The organism is Chelativorans petroleitrophicus (assembly GCF_025398195.1).
Classification (GTDB): domain Bacteria; phylum Pseudomonadota; class Alphaproteobacteria; order Rhizobiales; family Rhizobiaceae; genus Chelativorans; species Chelativorans petroleitrophicus.
Genome location: NZ_JAODNV010000006.1, coordinates 155,999 through 180,748, shown reverse-complemented (window position 1 = coordinate 180,748; position 24,750 = coordinate 155,999). Strand labels below are relative to the sequence as shown.

Sequence of the window (24,750 nt, the reverse complement as noted above, 5' to 3'; positions counted from 1 at the left end):
GGCCGGCAGGCCTCACCGCTCCCTTGGCTTGCCGGTCGATTGCCTCACATGTAGTTCGGGCCTGATCAGCTCCTGCGTCGGATGAACCTCCGCGCCATTGAGACGGTCAAGCAGAACGCGGGCGGCCCGGCGGCCGACTTCACGCTGGCCGTTCCACACCGTGGTGAGCGCGGGCGTAGCGATGGCGGCCTCTTCCAGATCGTCGTAGCCCGTCACGGAAATGTCCACTCCTGGCGTAAGCCCAGCCCGGGCTATGCCGTTCATCAGCCCGATGGCCACAAGATCGTTCCAGCACACCGCGGCGGTGGGCTTGTCCTTGAGCGCCAGGAAAGCGCCCGCCACCTCGAAGCCCGCCTGCTTGGTGCGGGGCCCGGGGAAACGCCATTCAGGCTTCACTTCCAGTCCGGCCTTCTGCATGGCGGCCACATAGCCCTGATAGCGGTCGCGACCCGTGGACGTCTGGTCGGTTCCGCCGATCATGGCGATGCGCGTGTGGCCGAGCGCGATCAGATGGTTGGTGGCAAGTCCGATCCCGTAGGCGTCGTCACCGCGGAAGACCGGCACCGGCGGCCCCTCCACCGTACGGGCAATGAGAACGGTGGGCAGGCCGTTTTCCTCCGCCATGAGGATGTCCTCGGGAGGCGTGCCTATGGCCGGCGACATGATGACGCCGTCGGCCCCCAGCTGCAGCAGCGTGTCAATGAAGGTGCGCTGCTTCTCAAGCTGGTCGTAGTGGTTCGACAGCAGAAATGTCTGGCGCCAGCGGTCCAGCTCGCTTTCGATGGCGCGCAGGATCTCCGCGAAGAACGGATTCATGATGTCATGCACGACGACGCCGATGATACCCGAACGGGATGTCCTGAGACTCGCCGCGCGGCGGTTGTAGATATAGCCGATGGCGCGCGCGTGCTCCTTGATGCGCTGGCGTGTCGCGTCAGCCACAAGCGGACTGTCGCGCAAGGCCAGCGACACAGTCGCCGTCGAGACCCCCAAAGCTTCGGCGATCGTCGAAAGCTTAATTTTCTGAGCCAGCTTGCTCCTCCCGCTCAGGAACCTGCCGTTTAAACTGTTTAAAGAAGGCTTAAGCCATCGGAACGGTCAAGGTCAAAGCATTTTAGCTCAGGTATCGCAAGCCCGCCTGTTAGAGGAGCCTAAGCGTCCTCCTCCTGCTCTTCCTCCCCCAAGGGAGGCGGGTTCTTGCGCGAGAGGTTCGCCTCGATATGGGCGAGCAGGTTCGCCAGCGTCTTCTGCTGCTCCTTGTCCAGGCTTTTCAGCGCCTGCTTCTCGGTCTTGCGAACGGAGCGCTCTATGGCGCGTATGACTTCCGCACCGCTCTCGGTCAGATAGACATGAGCGCGGCGTGCATCGGTTCGGGAAGCGCGTTTTTCCAGAAAGCCCTGGGCGGCCAGCCGGTTGATGGTCTTGGTGATCGTCGGCGGGCGCACGCCAAGCCGCTCGGCAAGCTGCCCCGGCGTCAGGCCGTTCTCCTTGTCGAGGGCCAGCATGATCTTGTCCTGCCCGGCATAAAGCCCCTGGTCCAGAAGCCGCTCGGCAAGCGCGGTACGCGAAAGGCGCGCCGCCGTCTGCAGTCGGCCGATAATCGTGCCTTTCGAGGTCCTGGCCATTGTCATTCCGTTCTGCGCTCTGCGGCCGGCATGGAGCCGGCGAGCGATGTCGGTACATAAAAAGATAGTCCGGCAAACAGTCTTGACAACGGAGCCAGACAGCTTGCCGCGCCGCATACCGCGCGCTAGCCTTTTCCGGCACCGGCGATTTCCTCGCCGCTCATGCCAGGGAAGCTTATCGGTCGTGTGACGGAAGGAGAGGCGCGGTGATCTCCGGGGAAAGGATTGCCCTTTTGCCGCTCGGAGCAACCGAGCAGCACGGACCGCATCTGCCGGCGGAAACGGACTGGATCATTGCCGAGGCGGTTGCGGCCGGGGCAGCGGCCGGCCTTTCGGGCCGGATGCCTCTCGAGGTGCTGCCGGTGGAAAAAACGGGCTACTCGATCGAGCATTCCGACGACCCACGCACCGCCTCGCTCGACTTCGAGGAGGCGGCCAGACGCTGGATCGGAATTGGGGAACGCCTGAGCAGCGAAGGCATCCGTAAGCTCGTCATGCTGAACGCACACGGCGGCAACTCCCCGCTGATGACGATCGTGGCCACCGAACTGAGAGCACGCTGTAACATGCTTGCCGTCGCAACGAGCTGGACCCGCTTCGGCGTGCCGCAGGGTCTCGTTCCCGACGAGGAGCTGGCGCTCGGAATTCACGGCGGCTTTGTCGAGACTTCCGTCATGCTGGCGCTGCGGCCGGAGCTGGTGAAAATGGAGACGGCCCGCCATTTTCCTTCGAGGCAGGCAGATTTCAGGCGCGACTTCAAGCATCTAAAGGCCTACGGCCCGCACGCCTTCGGCTGGATGATGCGCGATCTTTCGCCGGAAGGCGCGGTGGGCAATGCAGCCGCGGCAAGCGCAGAGGCCGGCCGAAAGATACTCGATCACGCGGTGGCTGGCCTCATGGAGCTCCTTGACGATGTCCACCGTTTCGACTTGGCGCTATTGAGATAGGTTTTGCAAATGCGGCACGTGCAAACGGCGCCGCGGGGTCTTATATGGACGGCAAAATCCAATTCATCGCCCGCGAGGGAAATTCATGTCCGAACAGTCTGCGCAAATTCCGGTGACCGTGCTGACCGGCTATCTCGGCTCCGGCAAGACCACATTGCTCAACCGCATCCTCTCGGAAGACCACGGAAAGCGCTATGCCGTCATCGTAAACGAGTTCGGCGAGATCGGGATCGACAACGATCTGATCGTGGAGTCCGATGAAGAAATCTATGAAATGAACAATGGCTGCGTGTGCTGCACGGTGCGCGGCGATCTGGTGCGCGTGGTCGAGGGCCTGACGCGGCGGCCCGGACGGTTCGACGCAATCATCGTGGAAACCACGGGACTAGCTGACCCCGCGCCGGTGGCGCAAACCTTCTTCATGGACGATGACGTACGCGCCAAGACCAGGCTCGACGCGGTTGTGGCGCTGGTGGATGCCAAGCACCTGCCGCTCAGGCTCAAGGATTCGAAGGAGGCTGCGGATCAGATCGCCTTCGCGGACGTGATCGTTCTCAACAAGACGGATCTCGTCACGCCTGAGGAGCTTGCACAGGTCGAGACGGCCGTGCGCGCCATCAATCCTTATGCCCGCATCCACAAGACCGAACGCGCCGGCGTGGCCCTTTCGGAGGTGCTGGACCGCGGCGCCTTCGACCTGAAGCGCGCGCTCGAAAACGACCCGCACTTCCTGGACCACGACCATCCGGACCATGTCTGCGGCCCGGATTGCGACCATGACCATAACCATCACCATCACGATCATGATCATGATCACCATCACCACGACCATCATGAAGGACTCGCCGCGATCCACGATGTGGGCGTGACTTCGGTTTCGCTGCGAGGAGGGGAAATGGACCCGAAGAAGTTCTTCCCCTGGATACAGAAAACGACGCAGATCGACGGGCCCAACATCCTGCGGCTCAAGGGCATCATCGCCTTCAAGGATGATCCGGAGCGCTATGTCGTGCAGGGCGTCCACATGATCATCGAGGGCGACCATCAGCGGCCGTGGAAGGAAGGCGAAAGGCGCGAGAGCCGCCTGGTCTTCATCGGGCGGGAGCTGGATGCGGAGCGGCTGAAGCAGACATTCGAGGCGTGCCAGGCCTGACGCATGCCCACAGTCGCACCACTCGACCTTACCGGACATTGCGTCTCCGCCTGTTTTCTCGGCGACGTTCCCGTTTTTGCTCTCGCGGACGGCGTCGTTCACCGGCTTGCGGGCGGCCACGCATGGACAGAGGCGCATGACGGCCTCCTGACAGCCGCTCCGACGCGGGACGGCAAGTGTCTCATCACCGGCGGCGAGGACGGCAAGGTGATGTCGCTCTCGCCGGAGGGAAGCGTCGAGCTTCTGGCGGAAGTCGGGCGCAAATGGATAACCAGCGTGGCCACGGGCCCGCAGGACATCGTGGCCTTTGCGAGCGGGAAAGTGGCCTATGTGCGCTTTTCCGACGGAAGGATGCGCGAACTGGAGCATCCGCGCAGCGTGGAGGGCCTGGCCTTCGCGCCCAAGGGCGTTCGCCTGGGGGTTGCCCGCTACAATGGCGCGACGCTGCACTTCCCCGCGACCGACAGCAAGCCCACCGAGCTCGAATGGGCAGGCGCTCACACTGGCATCACCTTTTCCCCTGACGGCAATTTCCTCGTCACCACCATGCAGGAGAACGCGCTGCATGGCTGGAAGCTTTCGGACGGCCGGCACATGCGCATGGCAGGGTATCCGGCCAAGGTGAAGAGCCTTTCGTGGAGCGCGAAAGGCCGCTGGCTGGCGACCTCAGGCGCGCCGGCCGCCATCGTGTGGCCCTTCCAGGGTAAGGATGGCCCTATGGGAAAGGCGCCGCTCGAGCTTGGCACCCGCGGTGATGCCATGGTCACGCAGGTCGCCTGTCATCCGAACGAGGACATTGTCGCGATCGGCTATTCCGACGGCATGATCCTCGCCGCCCGCTTCGCGGACCAGAAGGAAGTGCTTCTGCGCCGCGCCGGCAAAGGCGCCATCAGCGCCATGACCTGGGACCGGGAAGGCCGACGCCTCGCCTTCGGAACGGAGACTGGCGACTGCGGTATAGTCGATATCTCGGCGTAGGCGCGCGAGCGCTGCTACCGCGCCTGTGTGGTTAGTATCTTTATCGCGAAGGCCGAAAACACGCCGGCGAACAGGTAATCCACCGTCCGCGTCACTTTCGGGCTTTTCCTCAGAAGCTTGGAGAAACTGTCCGCCGCCAGCACCATCGGAATGGTCACGGGCAGCGCCAGGGGGATGAACAACACTCCCAGGAAGAAAAGCTTCTGCGGCGCGTAAGGGTCGCTTGCGGAAATAAACTGCGGCAGGAACGTCATGAAGAAAAGAATGATCTTCGGGTTGAGCAGATTGATGCCGAGGCCCGTCGCCCAGTTCTTTGCGAACGACGCCTTCCTGCCCGCCCGGGCTTCCGGATTGAAGGCGGATCCGTGCCGGATCGCCTGGAAGGCAAGCCATACGAGATAGCCCGCCCCGAAAATTTTCAGAGCCAGGAAAGCCATGGGCGAGGCGATGAGGAGTGCGGAGAGCCCTAGCGAAACAAGCGTCGTATGGATGAGGATGCCGGTCATGGCTCCGGACATGCAGGCAAAGCCCGCCGCCTTGCCCTGCGAGAGAGCGCGCCCGACGAACAGCGTCATGTCCGGCCCCGGCGTGATTGCAATGATGAAGGTCGCAATAGCAAACTGAAGGATCGTGGAAAAGTCAGGGACGAAGTGCATGGATGGCTTCCTGTTGGAGCGGAGCGCAACCTAACGCCATGCCTGCCGCTTTGGAATTGGATCTTGACGTTGGGCCAATCGTTTTTCCGCATCTTACTGCTCACCACTTCCCCGTCCGAGGTCCAGCATCTGGACGAACCATGGGCTGATCCCTTAAAGGAGTGAGCTTACGTCCTCAGCACGGCCGGCGGGTCCGGTTCCGGGAGGATGCCGGATGGGGTATCCGGCGCCAATGGGATCAGGCAACATTTCGACCTAGGGAGCAGCATATGCGCAGGATTCTTCTTACGGCGGCGGCGAGCCTTGCCCTGATGACGGCAGCAACCGCCCAGACCGCCAAGGTCTCGGTTACGGCCATCGTCGAGCATCCCGCGCTCGACGCGGTACGCGACGGCGTACGCGACGGGCTCGAGGAAGCGGGCTACAAGGCCGGGGACAATCTCGAATTCACCTATGAATCGGCCCAGGGCAATCCCGCCACCGCCGCGCAGATCGCGCGCGAGTTCGTGGGGAACAGTCCGGACGTGATCGTGCCGATCTCCACGCCTTCCGCGCAGGCCGCAGCCGCCGCGACGCGCGACATTCCGATCGTGTTCTCAGCCGTCACCGACCCGGTGGCGGCGGGCCTCGTCGCCTCCAACGAAGCGCCCGGCGGCAATGTCACCGGCGTGTCCGACCTGTCGCCGATCGCCGAGCACGTGGCGCTGGTGAAGGAAGTTGCGCCGGAGGCGGAGGCCGTCGGCTTTATCTACAACCCCGGCGAGGCGAACTCCGTGGTGCTGCTCGAATACTTCCGCGAGGCGGCGGAGAAGGAGGGCCTTTCGGTGGTCGAAGCGGCCGCCAACAAGTCGGCCGACGTGCAGGCGGCGGCGCGCAGCCTGGTGGGCAAGGCGCAGGCCATCTATGTGCCGACTGACAATACCATCGTTTCGGCGCTGGAATCGCTCGTGGCGGTGGCAGAGGAGAATGATCTGCCGCTCATCTCCGGCGATACGGATTCGGTGGAGCGCGGCGCGCTAGCATCCGTCGGCTTCAACTACTACGAGGTCGGCAAGCAGACGGCCGAAGTGGTGCTGCGGGTGCTGAAGGGCGAAAATCCGGGCGAGATTCCCGTCACCTTCGCCACCGGCACCGATCTCGTGGTCAACAGGAAGGCGGCGGAGGCCATGGGCGTCACCCTGCCTCAGGCGATGATCGAGCGGGCCTCAAAGGTGATCGAGTAGCCTGCTGGATACCGATTTGGCAATGAAAGGGCGCAGGGCGGCCTAACCCCCTGCGCCGCTTCCCTTCATCCGGCAAAGAGGCGCGGCTCCGAGCTCCCTGATCCTCCGGCTAGGGCCGTAAAGGCACAATCCTCCCGGAAGGGGGACCCGCCGCCGCCCTTTTTCGCATTTTTTGCTTGCACGGACTGCCAATTCACGCCACCGGACACGCTACCAACAGTATCTTGGTGAGGTCGTTCGTTTGTCTGCCATCGCATTCTGGGGCGCCGTGGAATTGGGCCTCATCTACGGCTTTGTGGCGGTAGGGGTCTATCTTGCCTTCCGCGTGCTCGATTTTCCCGACCTAACGGTCGACGGCTCCTTCCCCCTTGGGGCGGCCATTGCCGCCGTCACCATCACCGCCGGGTGGGACCCGTGGCTGGCCTGTCTGCTAGCGGCCTTCGGCGGCGCGGCGTGCGGGATCGTCACCGCCTTTCTGAACGTGCGGTTCGGCATCCTCAATCTGCTGGCCTCCATTCTCACGATGATTGCGCTGTTCTCCGTCAATCTGCGCGTCATGGGCCGGCCCAACATGGCCGTCTTCAATCGTGAGACGGTGATCACGCCATTCTACGATCTCGGCCTGCCCGACCACGTCGTACGGCCGCTCGTGCTGAGCGTGCTCGTCCTCGTCACGGTTCTGGTGCTCGCGCGGTTTCTGGCCAGCGACTTCGGGCTTGCCATGCGGGCGGCGGGCGCCAACCAGCGTATGGCGCGCGCCAACGGTGTAGATGTCGGCCGGCAGATCTACGCCGGAATGGCGATTTCCAACGCGCTGACGGGCATCGGCGGCGCCCTGTTCGCACAGGTCGCGGGTTTTGCCGATGTAACATCCGGCGTCGGCACCATCGTGGTGGGGCTCGCCGCAGTCATCGTCGGCGAAACGCTGTTTCGCACCCGCGCGCTTTTCATCGCGCTTCTGGCGTGCGTCATCGGCTCCGTGATCTACCGCGTGGCGGTGCAACTTGCGCTGTCAGCCGACTTCCTGTTCCTGCGGGCGTCCGACCTCAATCTCGTCACTGCCGTCCTCGTCGCGCTGGCGCTTATCCTGCCGAGACTGCGTTCCCGCAAGGTGGTGGCGCAATGATCATCGTCGAGGATCTTCACGTTACCTTCAATCCGGGCTCGCCGCTCGAGCGGCGGGCCGTCAGAGGCGTCGGCCTCACGCTGGGTGAAGGTGAGTTCGCCACCGTGATCGGCTCCAACGGTGCGGGCAAATCGACCCTGCTTGCCGCGATCGCGGGCGATGTCATTCCGCAGAAGGGACACATCCGCATCGGAGAGCGCGATGTGACCCGCGAAGCCCCAGCGAAGCGGGCGGCACGCGTCGCGCGCGTCTTCCAGGACCCGCTGGCCGGCTCCTGCGCCGACCTGTCGATCGAGGAGAATCTGGCGCTTGCCGCGATGCGCGGCTCCCGCCGCGGGTTCGGGCTTGCGCTGCGCGCCGAGCGGCGCAAGCTCCTGCGCGAGCGCGTAGCCGAGCTTGGACTTGGCCTCGAGGGCCGGATGGGCGACCGCATGGGCCTGCTTTCGGGCGGCCAGCGTCAGGCGCTTGCCCTGGTCATGGCGACCCTTGCGGGCGCGGAGGTGCTTCTGCTCGATGAGCACACCGCCGCGCTCGATCCGGGAATGGCGGAATTCGTCGCCGAACTCACCCAGCGTCTGGTGACGGCCCACCGCCTGACCACGCTGATGGTTACCCATTCCATGCGTCAGGCCCTGGATCTCGGCACACGGACGATCATGCTGCATGAAGGGCGGATCGTGCTCGACATTTCCGGCGAGAAGAGGCGGAGCATGACAGTGGACGGGCTGGTCGACATGTTCCGGCGGGTTCGCGGCGGCGAGGAACTGGACGACGACGCGCTCAGGATCGGCTGAACCTGACGCTTGCCCCATCCGTCAATAGGTCGCCCTGCCTCCTGAAAGGTCGAAAACGGCAGCTGTGGTGAAGCTGTTCTCCTTCGAGACAAGCCACGCCACCATGGCCGCGCATTCATCCACTTCCAGGAACCGGCCGCGCGGGATCTTCGAGCGCATATATTCGATGAACTCTTCCGTAAGCTGTTCGAGGATGCGCGTTTCGGCCGTGGCCGGGGTGATACAGTTGACGGCGATGTCGTAGGAGGCAAGTTCCTTGCCGAGCGACTTGGTCAGCCCGATGACCGCCGCCTTGGAGGCCGAATAGGCTGCGGCGTTCGGATTGCCCTCCTTGCCTGCAATGGAGGCGATATTGACGATGCGTCCGTAGTTGCGCGCCTTCATGCCCGGCACCACAGCGCGGTTGACGTAGAAGGTCCCGTTGACGTTGATGTCGATCACACGGCGCCACGCCTCGATGTCGTAGGTGTCGAGCGGTGCCGCGGGACCGGCGATGCCGGCCGAATTGACGAGGATCGAGATGGGGCCCAGCGCCTCCTCCGTCTCTGTAGCCGCTCTCACCACCGCTTCCGGCTCAGTGATATCGACCGTGATGCTCGTGGCGGCCTCGCCCAGCATCCGCTTCGCTTCTTCCAGAAGCGGGCCGTCCCGGTCCCACAGACTCACGCGCGCGCCGGAGGCAATGAAGCGTTTAGCTATGGCAAAGCCGATGCCTTGCGCCCCGCCGGTGACGACGGCGATCTGCCCTTCAAGATCGATTCTGTTCATTGTTCCCCCTTTGCGCCTTGCGCGTTCAGATGCCGTCTACTGCAGATAAAACATCTTCCTGAGCGGAAGCTGCACCGGCTTGTTGTCCGGCTCCGTCTCCATGATGTCGGCCATGTAGTCCCACCATCGTCGCATGAGCGGCTCTTGCGGCAGGCGGTCCATCGTGTGGTCGTCCGCACGCGTAAGCACGGCGAAGAGGTGGTTCGTCTCCTCGTCAAGCCAAATGGAATAGTCGGACACGCCAGCGCCCTTCAGAAACTCTGCAAGCTCGGGCCAGATCTCGTCATGCCGCCGCTTGTATTCCGCAGCCTGGCCAGGCTTGAGCTTCATGCGAAAGGCTACTTTCTCGGGCATCCCCATTCCTCCTCCGGTTCGTCAGACGGCATCGATCACCTCAGACGATCCATAAATTGACCGGCACAAGACAGGCAAGCACCCGGTTTTACCCTTCATTGCCGCACAGCCAGAAGCGGGTGACGGAATGCCGAGGCTCCGCAGTGTTGCAACCCTTGAAAGGCTTGCCACAGGAAGCCGACGCTGTCACGCTGCGGTCGTCGCCACCCGAGCGACGGCAATTTCCCTCACATCAATCAAAGGAGCATCCTATGCAGTTCACCAGACTTGGCTCCACGGGCACCACGGTCTCGCGCCTCTGTCTCGGCATGATGACCTACGGCTCCAAATCGTGGCGCGAATGGGTGCTGGAGGAAGAAGAGGCCGGACCGATCATCAAGCGCGCGCTGGACCTCGGCATCAACTTCTTCGACACCGCCGACATCTATTCGCTCGGCGTGAGCGAGGAGATCACGGGCCGCCTTCTGAAGAAGTACGGCCCCTCGCGCGACCAGATCGTCATCGCCACGAAAGTGCACGGTGCGATGGGCGACAGCCCCAATCAGCGGGGTCTGTCGCGCAAGCACATCATGCACGCCATCGACGATTCGCTGAGGCGGCTCGGCGTGGATTATGTGGACCTCTACCAGATCCACCGCTTCGACCCGAACACGCCCATCGAGGAAACGCTGGAAGCGCTGGACGATGTCGTAAAGGCGGGAAAGGCGCTGTATATCGGCGCTTCCTCCATGTTCGCCTATCAGTTCGCAAAGATGCTCGCGACCTCGGACCGCCTGGGTCTGAGCCGCTTCGTGACCATGCAGAACCACTACAACCTGCTCTATCGCGAAGAGGAGCGCGAGATGATACCGCTGTGCCGGGAGGAAGGCATCGGGATCATCCCCTGGAGCCCGCTGGCACGCGGGCAGCTTGCACGTCCGCGCCAGGACCGCAATGCCACGCTGCGGGCGCAAACCGACACCATCGGCCACGCGCTCTACAGCGAGGAGGATGGCGCGGTGATCGACCGGGTGACGGAAGTGGCCAGCGAGCGGGGTGTTCCAAACGCACAGGTCGCGCTTGCATGGCTGCTGGCGCAGCCCGGCGTGACGGCGCCCATCATCGGCGCCAGCCGCATCGAGCATCTGGAAACCGCGGCTGCGGCCGTCGATCTCGTTCTTGACGAGAACGAGTTGAAACGGCTGGCCGAACCTTATCGGCCTCATCCGGTGCTGGGACACGGATAACTGTCATCCCGGATACCGGCAGCGGCCTCCTCGTGCCTACCCCGACGAGCACTCGTAGAGCATCTCGCCGGTCTCGGAATCGATGCCGACGAGGCTTACGTCATAACCCCAGAGACGGCGTACGTGACGCAGCGTTTCGTCCCGCGTCTCCTTCTCCAAGAGGATGCCGTTCTTCACGCGATGCTGGAGGCGGAGTCGGCGGTCGCCCAGCAGATCCACGTCCACGACCTGGATGTCAGGCAGGTTGGCGGCGACGTCATAACTGCGGGCGAGCGCCGCACGCACGGCTTCATAGCCGCGCTCGTTGTGGATCGAGGCGACTTCGCAATAGGGGTCGTCGGCCCTGTCGCGGAGCACGAAAAGCCGCATCTTGCGGATCAGGGCCGGGCTCAAATACTGCAGGATGAAGGACTCGTCCCGATGGTTGGCCCAGGAGTCGAGCAGCACCTCCAGCCAGTCGCCCTTGCCGGCAATCTGCGGAAACCAGTCGCGATCCTCGGCCGTAGGATCGGTGGAGATGCGCTGAATGTCCTGCATAATGGCAAGGCCCAGCGCGTAAGGGTTGATGCCGGGGAAACGCGGGTCGTCGAAATCCGGCTGGAAGATCACGTTGGAATGGCTGTGCAGGATTTCCAGCATCGCCCCTTCCGTGATCCTGTCCTGGTCATAGAGCCGGTTCATGATGAAGTAATGGACGAAGGTGGCGCATCCCTCGTTCATTACCTTGGTCTGGCGCTGCGGATAAAAATACTGGGCGATCACGCGCACGATCCTGATCAGCTCCCTCTGCCAGGGCTCCAGGATCAGACTGTTCTTCTCCAGGAAATAGAGCAGATTCTCTTCAGGCAGTTTTAGGGACCGCTTGCGCTCGGAGACCTCCTCCTCCGCCTTTTTGGCATCGCGGCCGGGTGCGACCGGAAGGGTTCGCCACAGGTCGTTATAGGTCTGCTCCTCATATTCCAGCCGCTCGCGGATGCGCTCGCGCTCCCGTTCCGATGAAAGCCGCGGCGGCCGCCGGTAGCGGAAAACGCCCTGGTCCATCAATGCGTGCGCCGAGTCGAGGATGGCTTCCACCGCGGCCATTCCGTGGCGCTCCTCGCAGCGGGCAATGTACTTCTTGGCGAACTCCAGATAGCTCAGAATGGCGCTCGCATCCGTCCACTGCCGGAACAGATAGTTGTTCTTGAAAAAGTGGTTGTGGCCGAAGGCCGCGTGCGCCGTCACCAGGGCCTGCATGGCCATGGTGTTCTCTTCCATCAGATATGTGATGCAGGGGTTGGAGTTGATGACGAGCTCATAGGCAAGCCCGCGCCGGCCCTTTCGGTAAAGATGCTCCTCATAGACGAACCGCTTGCCGAAGGACCAGTGCTGGTACATCAGCGGCATACCGACGGAGGAATAGGCGTCGAGCATCTGCTCCGACGAGATGATCTCAAGCTGGTTGGGATAGACGTCGAGCTTGAGCTCTCCGAGCGCGATCTCCTCGATCGCGTCATAGACCCGCGCGAGTGTCTTGAAATTCCAGTCCGAGCCCGAGAAAAGCAGTGTCGATGTAGTGCTCATCCCGTCAGCGCCTCTGCACATTCTGCTGCCGAGCGAAAAGCTTGCGGAAGACCGGATAGATTTCCGATGGCCTGGCGATGCGGGTCATCTGGAAGTTCGGCCATTTGTCGGCGACGGTGCGATAGGCGCGCCACAGCGAGGTGCCGTTGTCGGTGGTGCCGAAAATCTCCGTCTCGCGCTCGTCGATGATCTCGACATAGGCGTAATACTGGCAAAGCTGCATCAGTTCTCCGTTGAGCAGCGCAGCGCAGCGCTCCGAATCCCCGGCAATGTTGTCGCCGTCGGAGGCCTGCGCGGCATAGATGTTCCACTCGCGCGAGGGGTAGCGTTCGCGGATGATGCGCTGCATTTCCTCGAGCGCCGTTGAGACCACGGTTCCGCCGCTTTGCGTGGAGTAGAAGAACGTCTCCTCGTCCACCTCGCGCGCCTCGTGCGTGTGCCGGATGAAAACGATCTCGATCCGGTCATAGCGGCGCTTCAGGAAAAGGTGCAGGAGCACGAAAAAGCGCTTGGCGAGATCCTTCTCCCGCTCGCCCATGGAGCTGGACACGTCCATAAGGCAGAACATCACCGCGTTGGCGTTGGGCAGGGGCTGCGCCTCAAAGCGGTTGTAGCGGATGTCGACCGGATCGACATAGGGAATGCGCCTGCGGCGGCGCTCCAGCCGCTCCAGTTCCTCATGCAGCGCCTTCAGGCGCTCAGCCGTCCCCGGCCTGTTCGGCTGGGCCTCAAGACGCGCAATCTCCGCGGCGAGCGCGTCGATTTGCTTCTGCTTCGGCCGCCGCAGCGCAATGCGCCGGCCGTAGCTGTTGCGCATGGTGCGCGCCACATTGATGTTGGTGGGTGCACCGGTGGTGGCGAAGCCTGACCGGCGCGGCTTGTAGGCGACCACTTCCTTGAGCGAAAGCTTCACCATCTCGGGAAGCTCGAGATCCTCGAAAAAGAGGTCCAGCACCTCCTCGCGCGAGAGCACGAAGCGGAAATCGTCCTCGGCCTCGCCGATGCCGGCACCCTTCTCGCCAGCGCCACCGCCTCCCCCTCCAGGCTTCGGCAGCCGGTCGCCCGGTGTGAACTCCTTGTTGCCCGGAAGGACGTAGTGGCGCTCGCCGGTCTCGGGTGCGGGGCGGAAGTTCGGCTCGCTGGTGTCGCGGGCCGGCATGGGGACACTGTGCGTGGAGTCGACATCGGCGATCTTGCCGGTCTTGATCTGCTCCTTGATGGCCCGCTTCAGCTCCTCGCGCGCCCGCTTGAGGAAACGCCGCCGGTTGCCGAGGCTCTTGTCCTTCGGGTTGAGGCGGCGATCTATGAAATATGGCATCCGCTGTCGTCAGCCCGCCTTGTTCACCCGCATATACCAGTCGACCAGCCGCCGCACCTGGCGCTCGGTGTAGCCGCGCTCGACCATGCGGCTCACGAACTCCTGATGCTGCTTTTCCGTCTGGGTATCCTTCTTGGTGCCGAAGCTGATGACCGGCAGCAGATCCTCGATCTGGCCGAACATGCGCTTCTCGATCACCTCGCGCATTTTCTCGTAGCTGGTCCAGGACGGGTTCCGGCCGTGATTCTTGGCCCGCGCGCGCAGCGTGAACTTCACCACCTCGTTGCGGAAATCTTTCGGATTGGCGATGCCGGCCGGCTTCTCGATCTGCGACAGCTCGCTGTCGAGGATTTCCCGGTTGAGGATCTGGCCCGTGTCGGGATCCTTGAAGTCCTGATCCTCCAGCCAGGCGTCGGCATAGGCGATGTAACGGTCGAACAGGTTCTGCCCGTACTCGCTATAAGACTCCAGATAAGCCTTTTGGATCTCGTTGCCGATGAACTCGGCATAGCGCGGGGCCAGCTCCGTCTTGATGAAGTCGAGATAGGCAGACTCAACCTCCTTTGGGAACTGCTCGCGGCGAATTGCCTGCTCCAAGATGTACATGAGGTGCACCGGATCGGCCGCAACCTCCTTGGTGTCGTAGTTGAAGGTTTCCGACAGCACCTTGAAGGCAAAGCGTGTGGAAACACCGGTCATACCCTCGTCCACCCCTGCAGCGTCCCGGTATTCCTGAACCGATTTCGCCTTGGGATCGATGTCCTTCAGGTTCTCGCCGTCATAGACGCGCATCTTGGTGTAGAGCGGCGAGTTCTCATGCTCGGCCAGCCGGGTGGAGACGGTGAAGCGGCTCAGGATCTCCAGCACTTCGGGCGCGCAGGGATTGGCGGCGAGCTCGCTTTCCCGAAGCAGCTTCTCATAAATCTTCTTCTCTTCGGTCACCCGCAGGCAGTAGGGCACCTTGACCACGAGAATGCGGTCGAGGAACGCCTCGTTGTTCTTGTTGTTCTTGAACTGCAGCCACTCAGACTCGTTGGAGTGAGCGACCACGATGCCCTGATAGGGGAAGGCGCCGAAATTTTCGGTGCCATTGTAATTGCCTTCCTGGGTTGCGGTCAGCAGAGGATGCAGCACTTTGATGGGCGCCTTGAACATCTCCACGAATTCGAGAAGGCCCTGCGTCGTGCGGTTGAGACCGCCGCTGTAGGAATAGGCATCCGGGTCGTGCTGGCTGTAGTTTTCGAGCTGGCGGATATCCACCTTGCCGACCAGCGCGGAGACGTCCTGATTGTTTTCATCGCCCGGTTCGGTCTTGGCGATGCCGATCTGACGCAGGCGCGAGGGCATCAGCTTGACGACGCTGAACTTGGAAATGTCCCCGCCAACCTCGTCAAGCCGCTTGGCGGCCCAAGGCGAGATCAACCCGGTGAGGCGCCGCCGGGCAATGCCGTATTTGTCCTCCAGAAGATCGGCCATTCGCTCCGGGTGGAAGAGTCCCAGCGGCGACTCGAAAACGGGGCTGATCTTTCCGTCAACGGCGAGCGTGTAGATCGGACGCTGCTCCATCAGCTTCTTCAGCCGCTCGGCTAGAGAGGATTTGCCGCCGCCAACGGGGCCAAGCAGATAAAGGATCTGCTTGCGTTCCTCCAATCCTTGAGCCGCGTAGCGGAAGTAGCCCACGATCCGTTCGATCGTGTCTTCCATTCCGTAGAAATCGGAGAAAGTGGGGTAAATCTTTATCGTACGGTTGGCGAAGATACGCCCAAGCCGCTCGTCCTTGCTGGTATCGACGAGAGTGGGCTCGCCTATCGCGTCCACCATCCGCTCCGCGGCGGTGGCATACATGGATGGGTCGTCGCGGCATGCCAGCAGGTATTCCTGCAGGCTCATCTCCTCCCGCTTTGTGCTGGCGTAGATTTCCGAAAAGAGGTCGAAGACCTCGGATTCTCTCCTTTGCATCGCACTCTCTCTCGCCGGGCCTGATGGTGCACGGCAAAGCTACCCATCGGCTCCTGTCTGTTGTGAACGGTTTCCCTGGTCCAAGGTTCCTTTGCCGAACCTTCGACTTTCTCTTTTCTCGATGTACTTTGGACGTTCACTACCGGCACCGCGTAGTAACGCGGGACAACGCGGCTGATTTGTGGCGATGATACACCCAGCCTGTGGGAAGTGCTATCCCGTACCGTGCAATGAAAGACAATTTCCCGTGCCTGCGCGGCGGCTAACACAGGCCGCCGCGGCACCGCAGGCGAAGCCGCGAGTAAAGAGAGCTGACTGTCTTCCTTTTACGGCTTGGGATCAGCCTTGAGATAGGCGATCACATTCGCGATCTCGGCATCGTCCTTCAGACCGGCAAAAGCCATCTTGTTTCCCGGAATGAATCCTTTCGGATCGCGCAGATAGGCGGTGAGATTTTCTTCATCCCAAACGAGTCCTCCCGAACCCGCCTCTTTCATCGCGGGGGAGTAGCGCGACTCGAAGGACTCCAGCGTGCCGGCGGTACGGCCAACCACACCGAGGAGCGACGGGCCGACCTTGTTCCTGTCCGCTTCGGCTTCGTGGCAGGCCCTGCATTTGTTGAACGCCGTTTTTCCGGCGGCTGCATCCTGAGCCGCGGCTGGCGTCACCGCAAACAGGGTGACGGCAAGACTGGCCCAGATGCGTCGAGGTGTCGGTTGCATGACGAACTCTCCTCCTCTTTCGGCGCGTTGGCGGTTACTGCCCCTCGCTCCCAACTTCATTCCCCAACAAACACATACAATGCCTCAATGGGCAAATTGTCGCACCCCCTGTCGCAAAAGTACTGCCGTAGTGACCATGCCTGTGGCGTAGCACACACTTTCATCCCGACAAGCAGACACATCGAAAACGGCACCGTGACCATGAATTTCCAACTTTAAATACATGCTCTCGCAGCGCGTCTGGCGAGAGAATTCATTAAAGGATTTCTTATTTTTCATGACCTTATCCATAGAGCAGATCCTATCGGTTTTTTCCTACAAAGGAATAGGCCAGTAAATGAATATTTGATGATTGCACCGGGCAAATTGTCATATAGGCCTCATGAAAATATTTTTCCGGCTAACAAAAAGAGGACTTGCAACCACCATTCCGATGCAGGGTCATACTCTAGATATCTGCGCGCTTTTTAAGGTATTATGCCCCTTGGTTGCCCGTCAGCGCATCGGAGGATGCGCGGGAGGAACGGAGGATGGCCGCCGCGCTAGTGCTCGTTCTCGTCGTCGTGGGCTCGATCCTGTTCCACGTGTTGAGCCCATGGTGGTGGCCGCCTATTGCCTCCAACTGGGGCTATATCGACAACACCCTCATCATCACCTTCTGGATCACCGGCGCGGTATTTTCGGCCGTCGTCCTGTTCCTGGCCTATTGCGTCTGGCGCTTCCGCCACAAGGACGGACAGAAGGCCGCCTACGAGCCGGAAAGCAAGAAACTCGAATCCTGGCTCACCATCGCCACCGCAGTGGGTGTGGCCGCCATGCTGGCGCCGGGGCTTTATGTATGGTCGCAATTCGTCACCGTGCCGGAGGATGCCACCGACATCGAGGTGGTCGGTCAGCAATGGCAGTGGAACTATCGCTTGCCCGGCGCGGACGGAAAGCTCGGCAAGGCCGACAACAGGCTTGTCACCTTCGAGAATCCGCTCGGCATCAACCCGGAGGATCCCGCCGGGCAAGATGATCTCGTCATCGAGGCAGGAGAGCTGCATCTGCCCGTCGGCAAGCCGGTAAGGATGCTTTTGCGCTCCATCGACGTCCTGCATGATTTCTACGTGCCCGAGTTCCGCGCCAAGATGGACCTGGTTCCGGGCATGGTCACCTATTTCTGGTTCACCCCGACGCGCACCGGAACCTTCGAGGTTCTCTGCGCGGAGCTGTGCGGCACGGGCCACGGCTACATGCGCGGCACGGTGCTGGTGGACACCGAGGAGGACTACCAAGCCTGGCTTGAGGAGCAGACGACCTTTGCCGAGCTTGCCGGCGCCCGCAAGCTGGCAGCAGGTAAGCCGTGAGCAGGAGGTGAAAGCGTAGGCAAACAGCCGCCGGGCGGATCCGGTCTCCGGCCCGGACGGAGGAGGAGACGAAGCGATGGTCGATGCCACACCTCGCGCGGACGACATCATCCCGCCCGCAGAAGTGCCCGAGCTTGAGCTGTACCATCCGAAAAGCTGGTGGACGACCTATGTCTTCTCGCAGGACGCTAAGGTCATCGCCATCCAGTATGCCGGCACGGCGATCGCCATCGGTCTCGTGGCGCTCGTCCTTTCATGGCTCATGCGCCTGCAGCTCGGCTTCCCCGGCACCTTCAGTTTCATCACGCCGGAAGCCTATTACCAGTTTGTCACCATGCACGGCATGATCATGGTGATCTACCTGCTCACCGCCCTCTTCCTCGGTGGCTTCGGCAACTACCTCATCCCGCTCATGGTCGGCGCCCGCGACATGGTCTTCCCCTATGTCAACATGCTGAGCTACTGGGTCTACCTTCTCGCGGTCCTCGTGCTGGTGGCGAGCTTCTTCGCGTCCGGCGGACCGACCGGCGCGGGCTGGACGCTCTATCCGCCGCAGGCGATCCTTTCCGGCACGCCAGGCGGGCAGAGCTGGGGCATCATCCTGATGCTCGTCTCGCTCATCATCTTCATCATCGGCTTCACGATGGGCGGCCTTAACTATGTGGTCACCGTCATCCAGGGGCGCACGCGGGGCATGACGCTGATGCGCATGCCGCTAACCGTGTGGGGCATCTTCACCGCAACGGTCATGGCGCTGCTTGCCTTCCCCGCGCTCTTCGTGGCCTGCGTGATGATGCTGTTCGACCGCGTGCTCGGCACGTCGTTCTTCATGCCGGCGCTGGTCGAGATGGGCCAGCAACTATCCTACGGCGGCGGCAGCCCGATCCTGTTCCAGCACCTCTTCTGGTTCTTCGGCCATCCGGAGGTCTACATCGTGGCGCTGCCCGCCTTCGGCATCGTCTCGGACCTGATCTCCACTCACGCCCGCAAGAACATCTTCGGCTACCGCATGATGGTGTGGGCCATAGTCGTCATCGGCGCGCTCTCCTTCATCGTCTGGGCGCACCACATGTACGTCTCCGGCATGCATCCCTGGTTCGGTTTCTTCTTCGCCACGACCACGCTGATCATCGCCATTCCCACCGCCATCAAGGTCTACAACTGGGTACTCACGCTCTGGCGCGGCGACATCCATCTCACCGTTCCGATGCTGTTCGCCCTCGCCTTCATCGTCACTTTCGTCAATGGCGGGCTGACGGGCCTTTTCCTCGGCAATGTGGTGGTGGACGTACCGCTCTCCGACACCATGTTCGTGGTGGCCCATTTCCACATGGTCATGGGCGTGGCGCCCATCCTCGTCATCTTCGGCGCCATCTATCACTGGTATCCCAAGATGACCGGCCGCATGCTCGACGAGCGCATGGGCCGGTTCCATTTCTGGGTCACATTCGTCGGCGCCTACGCCATTTTCTTCCCCATGCACTACGTGGGGCTCGTCGGTGTGCCGCGGCGCTATCCGGAGCTTGGCGATTCCGCCTTCATTCCGGCGTCGGTGCATGACCTTAACGCCTTCATCACCATCGCCGCCCTGATCGTCGGCTTCGCCCAGATGGTGTTCCTCTTCAACATTTTCTGGAGTCTGCGCCACGGCAAGGAGGCGGGACCCAACCCGTGGCGGGCCACGAGCCTCGAATGGCAGACGCCGACCACCCCGCCGCCGCACGGCAACTGGGGCGACGAGCGCCCGGTGGTCTATCGCTGGGCCTATGACTATTCGGTGCCCGACGCGCCCCAGGACTTCATCCCGCAGAATGACCCGTGGCCGCAGAAGGTCCCGGCAGCGAGGCAGGCATGAGCGTCATCCTCGTCCTCATTGTGGTGGTGGCCGGCTTCTCCTTCTGGTGGCTTCTCCAGCAACGAGTGCTGGCAAAGCCCTGGCTGGAGTACGGCGTCCACACGGCCCTACCCGAGACGGACGTCTCCCACATGCCGACGGCCAAGATCGGCCTCGGCATCTTCCTTGCCGTTGTCGCCAGCCTCTTTGCCCTCTTTGCCAGCGCCTATTTCATGCGCATGGAGTATGCCGACTGGCAGTCGCCGCCCCTGCCGCGGATCCTGTGGTTCAACACCGTCATTCTCGTGCTTGCCAGCCTGGCGCTGCACTTCGCGGTGCGTGCAGTGCGCGAAGGCCGGCCTGACGTGGCGCGCCTTGCACTCGCTGCAGCGGGGCTTGCCAGCCTGCTTTTTCTCGCCGGCCAGCTCACCGCCTGGCGGGAGCTTACGGCGGGCGGCTATTTTCTCGACACCAATCCCGCCAACGGCTTCTTCTATCTCATGACCGGCATACACGGCCTGCACATATTGGGCGGACTTGCCGCCCTTGCGCGCGCGACCGTCCGGGCATGGACCGAGGAACGGATCGACGAGCGCCTGCGCCTCGGCGTCGAACTGTGCGCCACCTACTGGCACTTTCTGCTCCTCGTCTGGCTGGGCGTCTTCGTTCTTCTCGCCGGCTGGGCCGGCGATCTTGTCGCGCTCTGCCGGCAACTGCTGACGTGAAGGAGGTCATCATGGCGGAGACCACGCTGAACGGCTTTGGCGCAAAGGCAGCCCGCGAGAGCGGACTGCGCGGCGTGGCCGCCGACTGGGCTTCCGATCAGCGCGCTTTCAAGAGCGCCTCCTGGGGGAAGGCCATGATGTGGATCTTCCTCCTGTCGGACACCTTCATCTTCTCCTGCTTCCTGCTCGGCTACATGACCGTTCGCATGTCGACCGTCGAGCCGTGGCCGAACACGAGCGAAGTCTTCGCGCTTCACATCGGCGAAACCAACTTTCCGCTCCTGCTGATCGCGATCATGACCTTCGTGCTCATCTCCTCGAGCGGCACCATGGCGCTGGCGGTCAACTACGCCTACCGGCGCAACCGCGCTGTCACCATCGTGTTTCTTCTGTGCACCGCGGTTCTGGGCGCCACCTTCGTCGGCATGCAGGCCTTCGAGTGGACGAAGCTCATCACGGAGGGCGTGCGCCCGTGGAGCAATCCCTGGGGCGCGCCGCAGTTCGGCGCCACCTTCTTCATGATCACCGGCTTCCACGGCACCCATGTCACCTTCGGCGTGATCTTCCTGCTGATCGTCGCCTACAAGGTCTGGCGCGGCCACTACGACCGCGGCGAGCGCGGCTTCTTCACGAGCCGCCGAGGCGACTACGAGCATGTGGAGATCATGGGCCTCTACTGGCACTTCGTCGATCTCGTATGGGTATTCATCTTCGCATTCTTCTATCTTTGGTGAGGAACGGCCATGCCATCCCACGTGGAAGAGTCCCGTCACGGCTACTCGCAAACCGCCATCGCCATGCACGCGGAAGGGCAGCAGCACCCCATCCGCATCTACCTGATCGTCTGGTTCTGGCTGTTCGTGCTCAGCGCCTGCTCATATCTCGTCGACTATTTCGGCTTCGTGGGCCTTCTGCGCTGGACGCTGATCGTCGTCTTCATGCTGCTTAAGGCCGGACTGATCGTGGCTGTCTTCATGCACATGGTCTGGGAGCGCCTGGCGCTCGCCTACGCCATCCTCCTGCCGCCCATTGCGGTGCTCGTCTTCGTCGCCATCATGGCGATCGAATCCGACTACACATTCTTCACCCGAACGGTCTTCAGCGGCGGCTGACAGCCGGTCTGCCTACACCATCCTCTCCTGGATGCCGCGCGAGCGTGGCTTGCGGGCGGTCGGGGAATGCACCGTCTTCCGGTAAAGATGCCAGGTCGAATGCCCCAACACCGGGATCACCACCGCAAGCCCCACAAAAAGCGGGATGGACCCGATCACCAGAAGCACGGCGACGATCAAACCCCAGAAGAGCATCTGCAGCGGATTGGCGAGCATGACGCGCGCCGAGGTCTGGATGGCCGCATAGGCTCCGCAATCCCGGTCAAGCAGCAGCGGGAAGGCCACTGAGGTCGTGCTGAGCACGACAAGAGCAAAGAGGAAGCCCACCAGATTGCCGGTGATAAGCAGCGCCCAGCCCTGCCGGGTGGTGAGCACCTCGAGGATAAAACCGGACAGGGATTCCGGCGCGGTCGGGCCGTAGAACCAAGTGTATAGACCCTGGGCCGCCAGAAGCCATGCGGCGAAGATCACCAGCAGCATGAAGCCCACCGCAACCATGGCCGGAATGGCCGGAGAGCGCAGCACCTCGAAGGCATGAGACCAGGAAGCGTCCAGACCGAACTCGCGGCGCCGGCTCACCTCATAAAGGCCAACAGCGGCCACCGGCCCCAGAAGCGCGAAACCGGCAACAAGCGGGAAAATGATCTGCAGCGCGTTTCCCGTCGAAGCCCAAGTGATCAGGAACGCACCGGCGATCGGATAGATGAGGCACAGGAAGACATAATGCGACGGCTTCTCCCAGAAATCCTCGAAGCCGCGACGCAACGCGTCGAGAACATCCGCGAAACTGATCTGCCGTACTTTCGGGTGGGCGGTGCTTCTGCTCGCGCCCGCTATGACATGAAAACCCGTCATACCATTCCCCTCCCGGTTGGGTGGTCGGAGAGGGCAGCGGTGCGCACGCCATGGCCGGTCGCGCGGAACCCGCAACCCCCAGCCATAAAAATATGATACTACAAGATGCCGGATTTGTCCCCGATTTTCGGGAAAAGCTTGGCGCGGACGAAGATCGCAACAGATGGCGAGCCTGGCCAGCTATGCGGGCCCGGCTGGCTCTATCCGGACATGTGACGCTCAGGCAAGGCTCTCCGGGACACCGAATCGGCCAGCAAAACGCCGGAGTTACCCGCTACGCGAGGATCTCCGCCTGTTTCTCAAGCAAAGTTTTCTACCAATGCAGGCAGACAAGGCAGTGCTCGAAACCCTTGAAGAATTGCCGCGGAACAGCCGCACCACCTCGCCACGCAGGAGGTTTGGCCGGTGATGCACGGTAATCTCGGTGCGGCGCACGCACTGCTTGTCGCGGTGCTGGGGATCGCCGGCCTGTCAGGCATGGATGCGCTGGCGAAGCATCTTGGCGCGACGCTCACCACGGCACAGATCGTCTTCTTCCGCTTTGCCGGCACGGCGGTCTGGCTCGGCCTGTTTATCTGGTTCACCGGCAGGGCGTGGCCCAAACCGCGCTATCTGAAACGGCATGCGCTCAGGGCGGTGGTCATGTGCATGACCGCCTTCCTGTTCTTCTACGGCGTGACGCATCTGCCGCTTGCCATCGCCACCGCGCTGGCCATGAGCGCCCCGATCTATGTCGCCATTCTCAGCGTGCTGTTCCTTAAAGAACCGATGGGCCGCAGCATCGGCGTGGCCATCGCGCTGGGCGTTGCCGGGTCAATGATCATCATCTTCGCAGGAGGCGAGCCTGTCTCGGCCACGGGCGAGCCCAGCCCGCTTGCCTGGGCGGCGGCGGTCCTGGCGCCGCTCACCTATGCGACGGGCATCGTGCTGCTGAAGTCGCATTCGGCCTCGGCCGACGAAGGGGCAGCCGCGATCACCTTCGCGCAGGCCGCCGTGTCGGGGCTGATCGCGCTGCCCTTTGCCGTTCCCGGCTTCGTGACGCCTGCGGCCGGCCAGTGGCCGCTGGTGGCGCTCCTAGGGATTCTGGGCGCATTCGGCTATCTGCTGTTCATCGCAGCCCTGCGTTCGCTTCCGGCATCGGTCTTCGCGCTCGTGGACTACACGGCGCTGCTGTGGGCCGCCTTCTTCGGCTACATCATCTTTTCGGAAGTGCCGGACGCCAGCCTGTGGCTGGGCGGCGCGCTGATCATCACCGCGTGCTTCATCGGCGTGCAGTTCGCGCGCAGGCCGCGGCCAGTGCCCATCACCCCGCCACCCGTCCACCCGGAAGCGGCTGCGATACCCCCGTCGTCCCCGGAAAGCTGATCGGCAGGCTGCGCAGCGTCCGCACCGCCAGAAAGGCGAAGCACTCCGCCTCGATCGCATCACCCCGCCATCCCACCGCTTCGGCAGGCACGGCCTCCACCTGCGCACGGGCCTCGAGCGCCTCCATGATGGCGGGGTTGCGCCGCCCTCCTCCGCAGACGATGAGCCGCCGCGGGCGCATGGGCAGCAGGTCGAGCGCCTTGCCGACGGCGGCTGCGGCAAAGGCCGTCAAAAGGGCGGCACCATCTTCCAGGCTACACCCTTCCGCCATGGCGGAGGAGAAATCGAAGCGATCGAGCGATTTCGGGTAGGGAGCGGTGAAGTAGGCGTGCTCCAAAAGCCTCGCCAGCCTCTCTTCATCGACCCTGCCCGCGCGTGCAAGCTGCCCGTCCACATCCATTTCGCCGTGGCCCGATGCGCGCACGAAATCGTTGATCGGCGCGTTGGCGGGGCCGGTGTCGAAGGCGACAAGCCGCTCGCCGTCGGTCCAGGTGATGTTTCCGACGCCGCCGAGATTGAGAACGGCCGTCTCACCCGAGGCGCCGAGACGCTTCAGAAGCGCGGCGTGGTAGCATGCCGAAAGCGGCGCGCCCTGCCCGCCGGCGCGCACATCCGCCGTGCGGAAATCGTAGGCAACCTTCACGCCAAGCATGCGGGTCATCAGTTCGCCGTCGCCCAATTGGCGTGTATTGCCGATGCGGCCCGCACTGGGCGCACGGTGCAGCACCGTTTGGCCATGGAAGCCGACAATGCCGATGTCGGACAGCGAGAGACCGCTCGACTCGACCAGCGCCCGCACGGCATGGGCCTGCGCCCTCGTCAGTGCGGCCTCGGCGCGTGCGAAGATTTCCGGCTCCGGGCCCTCGAAATTCCACTTGCGCGCCGCCATCACCGCCTCCTCAAGCAGCGCGCGGGTCTCCGCGTCATAGGGCGAGAGCGTGTAGGGCCCGAATTGCGAAACCGTCTCGCCATCGGTCGAAAGCAGCGCCACATCGATATTGCCGTCGAGCACGGTGCCGGTCATCAGACCGGCAGCCCAGATTGGATCCATGTGATTCTCCCGCGTGATCGCCGATTTGTGGCGCAGCGACGGCGGCA

Annotated in this window: 25 protein-coding genes; 13 read left to right on the top strand and 12 right to left on the bottom strand. The window is 62.6% G+C overall.

Features of this window, described 5'->3' with window-relative positions:
• Positions 1–12: 12 nt before the first annotated feature.
• Together NYR54_RS05645 and NYR54_RS05640 are read right to left on the bottom strand one after the other, a co-directional pair.
• Positions 13–1,032, bottom strand: a complete 1,020-nt coding sequence (locus tag NYR54_RS05645; protein WP_261514720.1) for a LacI family DNA-binding transcriptional regulator — start codon at positions 1,030–1,032, stop codon at positions 13–15.
• Between the two features lie 119 nt (positions 1,033–1,151).
• Positions 1,152–1,625 carry a MarR family winged helix-turn-helix transcriptional regulator gene (locus NYR54_RS05640; RefSeq protein ID WP_261514719.1) on the bottom strand — a complete coding sequence of 158 codons (474 nt, stop codon included), beginning with the start codon at positions 1,623–1,625 and terminating at the stop codon, positions 1,152–1,154.
• Between the two features lie 206 nt (positions 1,626–1,831).
• Here NYR54_RS05640 and NYR54_RS05635 point away from each other — a divergent pair, with 206 nt between their 5' ends.
• From NYR54_RS05635 to NYR54_RS05625, 3 genes are all read left to right on the top strand, one after another.
• Entirely contained in the window at positions 1,832–2,572 is a 741-nt protein-coding gene (locus tag NYR54_RS05635) for a creatininase family protein (protein ID WP_261514626.1), read from the top strand.
• A gap of 85 nt (positions 2,573–2,657) precedes the next feature.
• Positions 2,658–3,725 (top strand): CobW family GTP-binding protein, encoded by a 1,068-nt coding sequence (locus tag NYR54_RS05630; protein WP_261514625.1) that lies wholly within the window; start codon positions 2,658–2,660, stop codon positions 3,723–3,725.
• A gap of 3 nt (positions 3,726–3,728) precedes the next feature.
• Complete coding sequence (locus tag NYR54_RS05625; RefSeq protein WP_261514624.1) at positions 3,729–4,703, top strand: WD40 repeat domain-containing protein; 975 nt, start codon at positions 3,729–3,731, stop codon at positions 4,701–4,703.
• Between the two features lie 14 nt (positions 4,704–4,717).
• On the opposite strand, the gene NYR54_RS05620 is transcribed toward NYR54_RS05625, so the two are convergent.
• Entirely contained in the window at positions 4,718–5,359 is a 642-nt protein-coding gene (locus tag NYR54_RS05620; RefSeq protein ID WP_261514623.1) for a LysE family translocator, read from the bottom strand.
• A 269-nt stretch (positions 5,360–5,628) separates the two neighbouring features.
• Between NYR54_RS05620 and NYR54_RS05615 the strand changes: the two genes are divergently transcribed.
• From NYR54_RS05615 to NYR54_RS05605, 3 genes are all read left to right on the top strand, one after another.
• Complete coding sequence (locus NYR54_RS05615; RefSeq protein WP_261514622.1) at positions 5,629–6,582, top strand: ABC transporter substrate-binding protein; 954 nt, start codon at positions 5,629–5,631, stop codon at positions 6,580–6,582.
• 241 nt (positions 6,583–6,823) lie between these two features.
• Positions 6,824–7,708 (top strand): ABC transporter permease, encoded by an 885-nt coding sequence (locus NYR54_RS05610; RefSeq protein ID WP_261514621.1) that lies wholly within the window; start codon positions 6,824–6,826, stop codon positions 7,706–7,708.
• The gene (locus NYR54_RS05605; RefSeq protein WP_261514620.1) at positions 7,705–8,502 is read left to right on the top strand and encodes an ABC transporter ATP-binding protein; all 798 of its coding nucleotides are present in this window, start codon (positions 7,705–7,707) and stop codon (positions 8,500–8,502) included. Before NYR54_RS05610 ends, NYR54_RS05605 begins: the two co-directional genes overlap by 4 nt.
• A 21-nt stretch (positions 8,503–8,523) precedes the next feature.
• On the opposite strand, the gene NYR54_RS05600 is transcribed toward NYR54_RS05605, so the two are convergent.
• Both NYR54_RS05600 and rhaM read right to left on the bottom strand, forming a co-directional pair.
• A complete protein-coding gene (locus NYR54_RS05600; RefSeq protein ID WP_261514619.1) occupies positions 8,524–9,270 on the bottom strand; it encodes an SDR family NAD(P)-dependent oxidoreductase in 747 nt (248 codons plus the stop codon).
• Between the two features lie 36 nt (positions 9,271–9,306).
• A complete protein-coding gene (gene rhaM / locus NYR54_RS05595; RefSeq protein ID WP_261514618.1) occupies positions 9,307–9,624 on the bottom strand; it encodes an L-rhamnose mutarotase in 318 nt (105 codons plus the stop codon).
• Between the two features lie 251 nt (positions 9,625–9,875).
• Between rhaM and NYR54_RS05590 the strand changes: the two genes are divergently transcribed.
• Positions 9,876–10,850, top strand: a complete 975-nt coding sequence (locus NYR54_RS05590; RefSeq protein ID WP_261514617.1) for an aldo/keto reductase — start codon at positions 9,876–9,878, stop codon at positions 10,848–10,850.
• Positions 10,851–10,886: 36 nt separating this feature from the next.
• Here the strand turns inward: NYR54_RS05590 and NYR54_RS05585 are convergent, their stop codons facing one another.
• The 5 genes from NYR54_RS05585 to NYR54_RS05565 all read right to left on the bottom strand — a co-directional run bounded on the left by NYR54_RS05585 (position 10,887) and on the right by NYR54_RS05565 (position 16,703).
• Positions 10,887–12,413, bottom strand: coding sequence for a SpoVR family protein (locus NYR54_RS05585; protein WP_261514616.1), 1,527 nt, complete (start codon positions 12,411–12,413; stop codon positions 10,887–10,889).
• Positions 12,414–12,417: 4 nt separating this feature from the next.
• Positions 12,418–13,731: a YeaH/YhbH family protein gene (locus NYR54_RS05580; RefSeq protein WP_261514615.1), complete on the bottom strand. Its 1,314-nt coding sequence runs from the start codon at positions 13,729–13,731 to the stop codon at positions 12,418–12,420.
• A gap of 9 nt (positions 13,732–13,740) precedes the next feature.
• Positions 13,741–15,690, bottom strand: coding sequence for a PrkA family serine protein kinase (locus NYR54_RS05575; protein WP_261514614.1), 1,950 nt, complete (start codon positions 15,688–15,690; stop codon positions 13,741–13,743).
• Positions 15,691–16,016: 326 nt separating this feature from the next.
• The gene (locus tag NYR54_RS05570) at positions 16,017–16,412 is read right to left on the bottom strand and encodes a c-type cytochrome (protein ID WP_261514613.1); all 396 of its coding nucleotides are present in this window, start codon (positions 16,410–16,412) and stop codon (positions 16,017–16,019) included.
• An 84-nt stretch (positions 16,413–16,496) separates the two neighbouring features.
• On the bottom strand, positions 16,497–16,703 hold the full coding sequence (locus NYR54_RS05565; protein ID WP_261514612.1) for a hypothetical protein: 207 nt from the start codon (positions 16,701–16,703) through the stop codon (positions 16,497–16,499).
• Between the two features lie 239 nt (positions 16,704–16,942).
• On the opposite strand from NYR54_RS05565, the gene coxB reads away from it, so the two are divergent.
• From coxB to NYR54_RS05540, 5 genes are all read left to right on the top strand, one after another.
• Positions 16,943–17,761: a cytochrome c oxidase subunit II gene (coxB, locus tag NYR54_RS05560; RefSeq protein WP_261514611.1), complete on the top strand. Its 819-nt coding sequence runs from the start codon at positions 16,943–16,945 to the stop codon at positions 17,759–17,761.
• Positions 17,762–17,837: 76 nt separating this feature from the next.
• On the top strand, positions 17,838–19,616 hold the full coding sequence (ctaD, locus tag NYR54_RS05555; protein WP_261514610.1) for a cytochrome c oxidase subunit I: 1,779 nt from the start codon (positions 17,838–17,840) through the stop codon (positions 19,614–19,616).
• A complete protein-coding gene (locus NYR54_RS05550; protein WP_261514609.1) occupies positions 19,613–20,320 on the top strand; it encodes a cytochrome c oxidase subunit 3 in 708 nt (235 codons plus the stop codon). Before ctaD ends, NYR54_RS05550 begins: the two co-directional genes overlap by 4 nt.
• A gap of 11 nt (positions 20,321–20,331) precedes the next feature.
• Entirely contained in the window at positions 20,332–21,054 is a 723-nt protein-coding gene (locus NYR54_RS05545) for a heme-copper oxidase subunit III family protein (protein WP_261514608.1), read from the top strand.
• Between the two features lie 9 nt (positions 21,055–21,063).
• Positions 21,064–21,432, top strand: a complete 369-nt coding sequence (locus NYR54_RS05540; RefSeq protein WP_261514607.1) for a cytochrome C oxidase subunit IV family protein — start codon at positions 21,064–21,066, stop codon at positions 21,430–21,432.
• A gap of 12 nt (positions 21,433–21,444) precedes the next feature.
• Here the strand turns inward: NYR54_RS05540 and NYR54_RS05535 are convergent, their stop codons facing one another.
• Positions 21,445–22,287, bottom strand: coding sequence for a DUF2189 domain-containing protein (locus tag NYR54_RS05535; protein WP_261514606.1), 843 nt, complete (start codon positions 22,285–22,287; stop codon positions 21,445–21,447).
• A gap of 408 nt (positions 22,288–22,695) precedes the next feature.
• Between NYR54_RS05535 and NYR54_RS05530 the strand changes: the two genes are divergently transcribed.
• Entirely contained in the window at positions 22,696–23,652 is a 957-nt protein-coding gene (locus tag NYR54_RS05530; protein ID WP_261514605.1) for a DMT family transporter, read from the top strand.
• On the opposite strand, the gene NYR54_RS05525 is transcribed toward NYR54_RS05530, so the two are convergent.
• Complete coding sequence (locus NYR54_RS05525) at positions 23,591–24,703, bottom strand: anhydro-N-acetylmuramic acid kinase (RefSeq protein WP_261514604.1); 1,113 nt, start codon at positions 24,701–24,703, stop codon at positions 23,591–23,593. The genes NYR54_RS05530 and NYR54_RS05525 overlap by 62 nt on opposite strands.
• Positions 24,704–24,750: the final 47 nt, after the last annotated feature.

Bases quoted from the DNA above. Each gene is read 5' to 3' on its own strand.
- NYR54_RS05600 (WP_261514619.1), bottom strand. From the start codon at position 9,270: ATGAACAGAATCGATCTTGAAGGGCAGATCGCCGTCGTCACCGGCGGG.
- NYR54_RS05580 (WP_261514615.1), bottom strand. From the start codon at position 13,731: ATGCCATATTTCATAGATCGCCGCCTCAACCCGAAGGACAAGAGCCTC.
- NYR54_RS05535 (WP_261514606.1), bottom strand. From the start codon at position 22,287: ATGACGGGTTTTCATGTCATAGCGGGCGCGAGCAGAAGCACCGCCCAC.
- NYR54_RS05585 (WP_261514616.1), bottom strand. From the start codon at position 12,413: ATGAGCACTACATCGACACTGCTTTTCTCGGGCTCGGACTGGAATTTC.
- NYR54_RS05570 (WP_261514613.1), bottom strand. From the start codon at position 16,412: ATGCAACCGACACCTCGACGCATCTGGGCCAGTCTTGCCGTCACCCTG.
- ctaD (WP_261514610.1), top strand. From the start codon at position 17,838: ATGGTCGATGCCACACCTCGCGCGGACGACATCATCCCGCCCGCAGAA.
- NYR54_RS05620 (WP_261514623.1), bottom strand. From the start codon at position 5,359: ATGCACTTCGTCCCTGACTTTTCCACGATCCTTCAGTTTGCTATTGCG.
- rhaM (WP_261514618.1), bottom strand. From the start codon at position 9,624: ATGCCCGAGAAAGTAGCCTTTCGCATGAAGCTCAAGCCTGGCCAGGCT.
- coxB (WP_261514611.1), top strand. From the start codon at position 16,943: ATGGCCGCCGCGCTAGTGCTCGTTCTCGTCGTCGTGGGCTCGATCCTG.
- NYR54_RS05540 (WP_261514607.1), top strand. From the start codon at position 21,064: ATGCCATCCCACGTGGAAGAGTCCCGTCACGGCTACTCGCAAACCGCC.
- NYR54_RS05530 (WP_261514605.1), top strand. From the start codon at position 22,696: ATGCACGGTAATCTCGGTGCGGCGCACGCACTGCTTGTCGCGGTGCTG.
- NYR54_RS05545 (WP_261514608.1), top strand. From the start codon at position 20,332: ATGGCGGAGACCACGCTGAACGGCTTTGGCGCAAAGGCAGCCCGCGAG.
- NYR54_RS05525 (WP_261514604.1), bottom strand. From the start codon at position 24,703: ATGGATCCAATCTGGGCTGCCGGTCTGATGACCGGCACCGTGCTCGAC.
- NYR54_RS05605 (WP_261514620.1), top strand. From the start codon at position 7,705: ATGATCATCGTCGAGGATCTTCACGTTACCTTCAATCCGGGCTCGCCG.
- NYR54_RS05625 (WP_261514624.1), top strand. From the start codon at position 3,729: ATGCCCACAGTCGCACCACTCGACCTTACCGGACATTGCGTCTCCGCC.
- NYR54_RS05550 (WP_261514609.1), top strand. From the start codon at position 19,613: ATGAGCGTCATCCTCGTCCTCATTGTGGTGGTGGCCGGCTTCTCCTTC.
- NYR54_RS05575 (WP_261514614.1), bottom strand. From the start codon at position 15,690: ATGCAAAGGAGAGAATCCGAGGTCTTCGACCTCTTTTCGGAAATCTAC.
- NYR54_RS05565 (WP_261514612.1), bottom strand. From the start codon at position 16,703: ATGGATAAGGTCATGAAAAATAAGAAATCCTTTAATGAATTCTCTCGC.
- NYR54_RS05590 (WP_261514617.1), top strand. From the start codon at position 9,876: ATGCAGTTCACCAGACTTGGCTCCACGGGCACCACGGTCTCGCGCCTC.
- NYR54_RS05615 (WP_261514622.1), top strand. From the start codon at position 5,629: ATGCGCAGGATTCTTCTTACGGCGGCGGCGAGCCTTGCCCTGATGACG.
- NYR54_RS05640 (WP_261514719.1), bottom strand. From the start codon at position 1,625: ATGGCCAGGACCTCGAAAGGCACGATTATCGGCCGACTGCAGACGGCG.
- NYR54_RS05630 (WP_261514625.1), top strand. From the start codon at position 2,658: ATGTCCGAACAGTCTGCGCAAATTCCGGTGACCGTGCTGACCGGCTAT.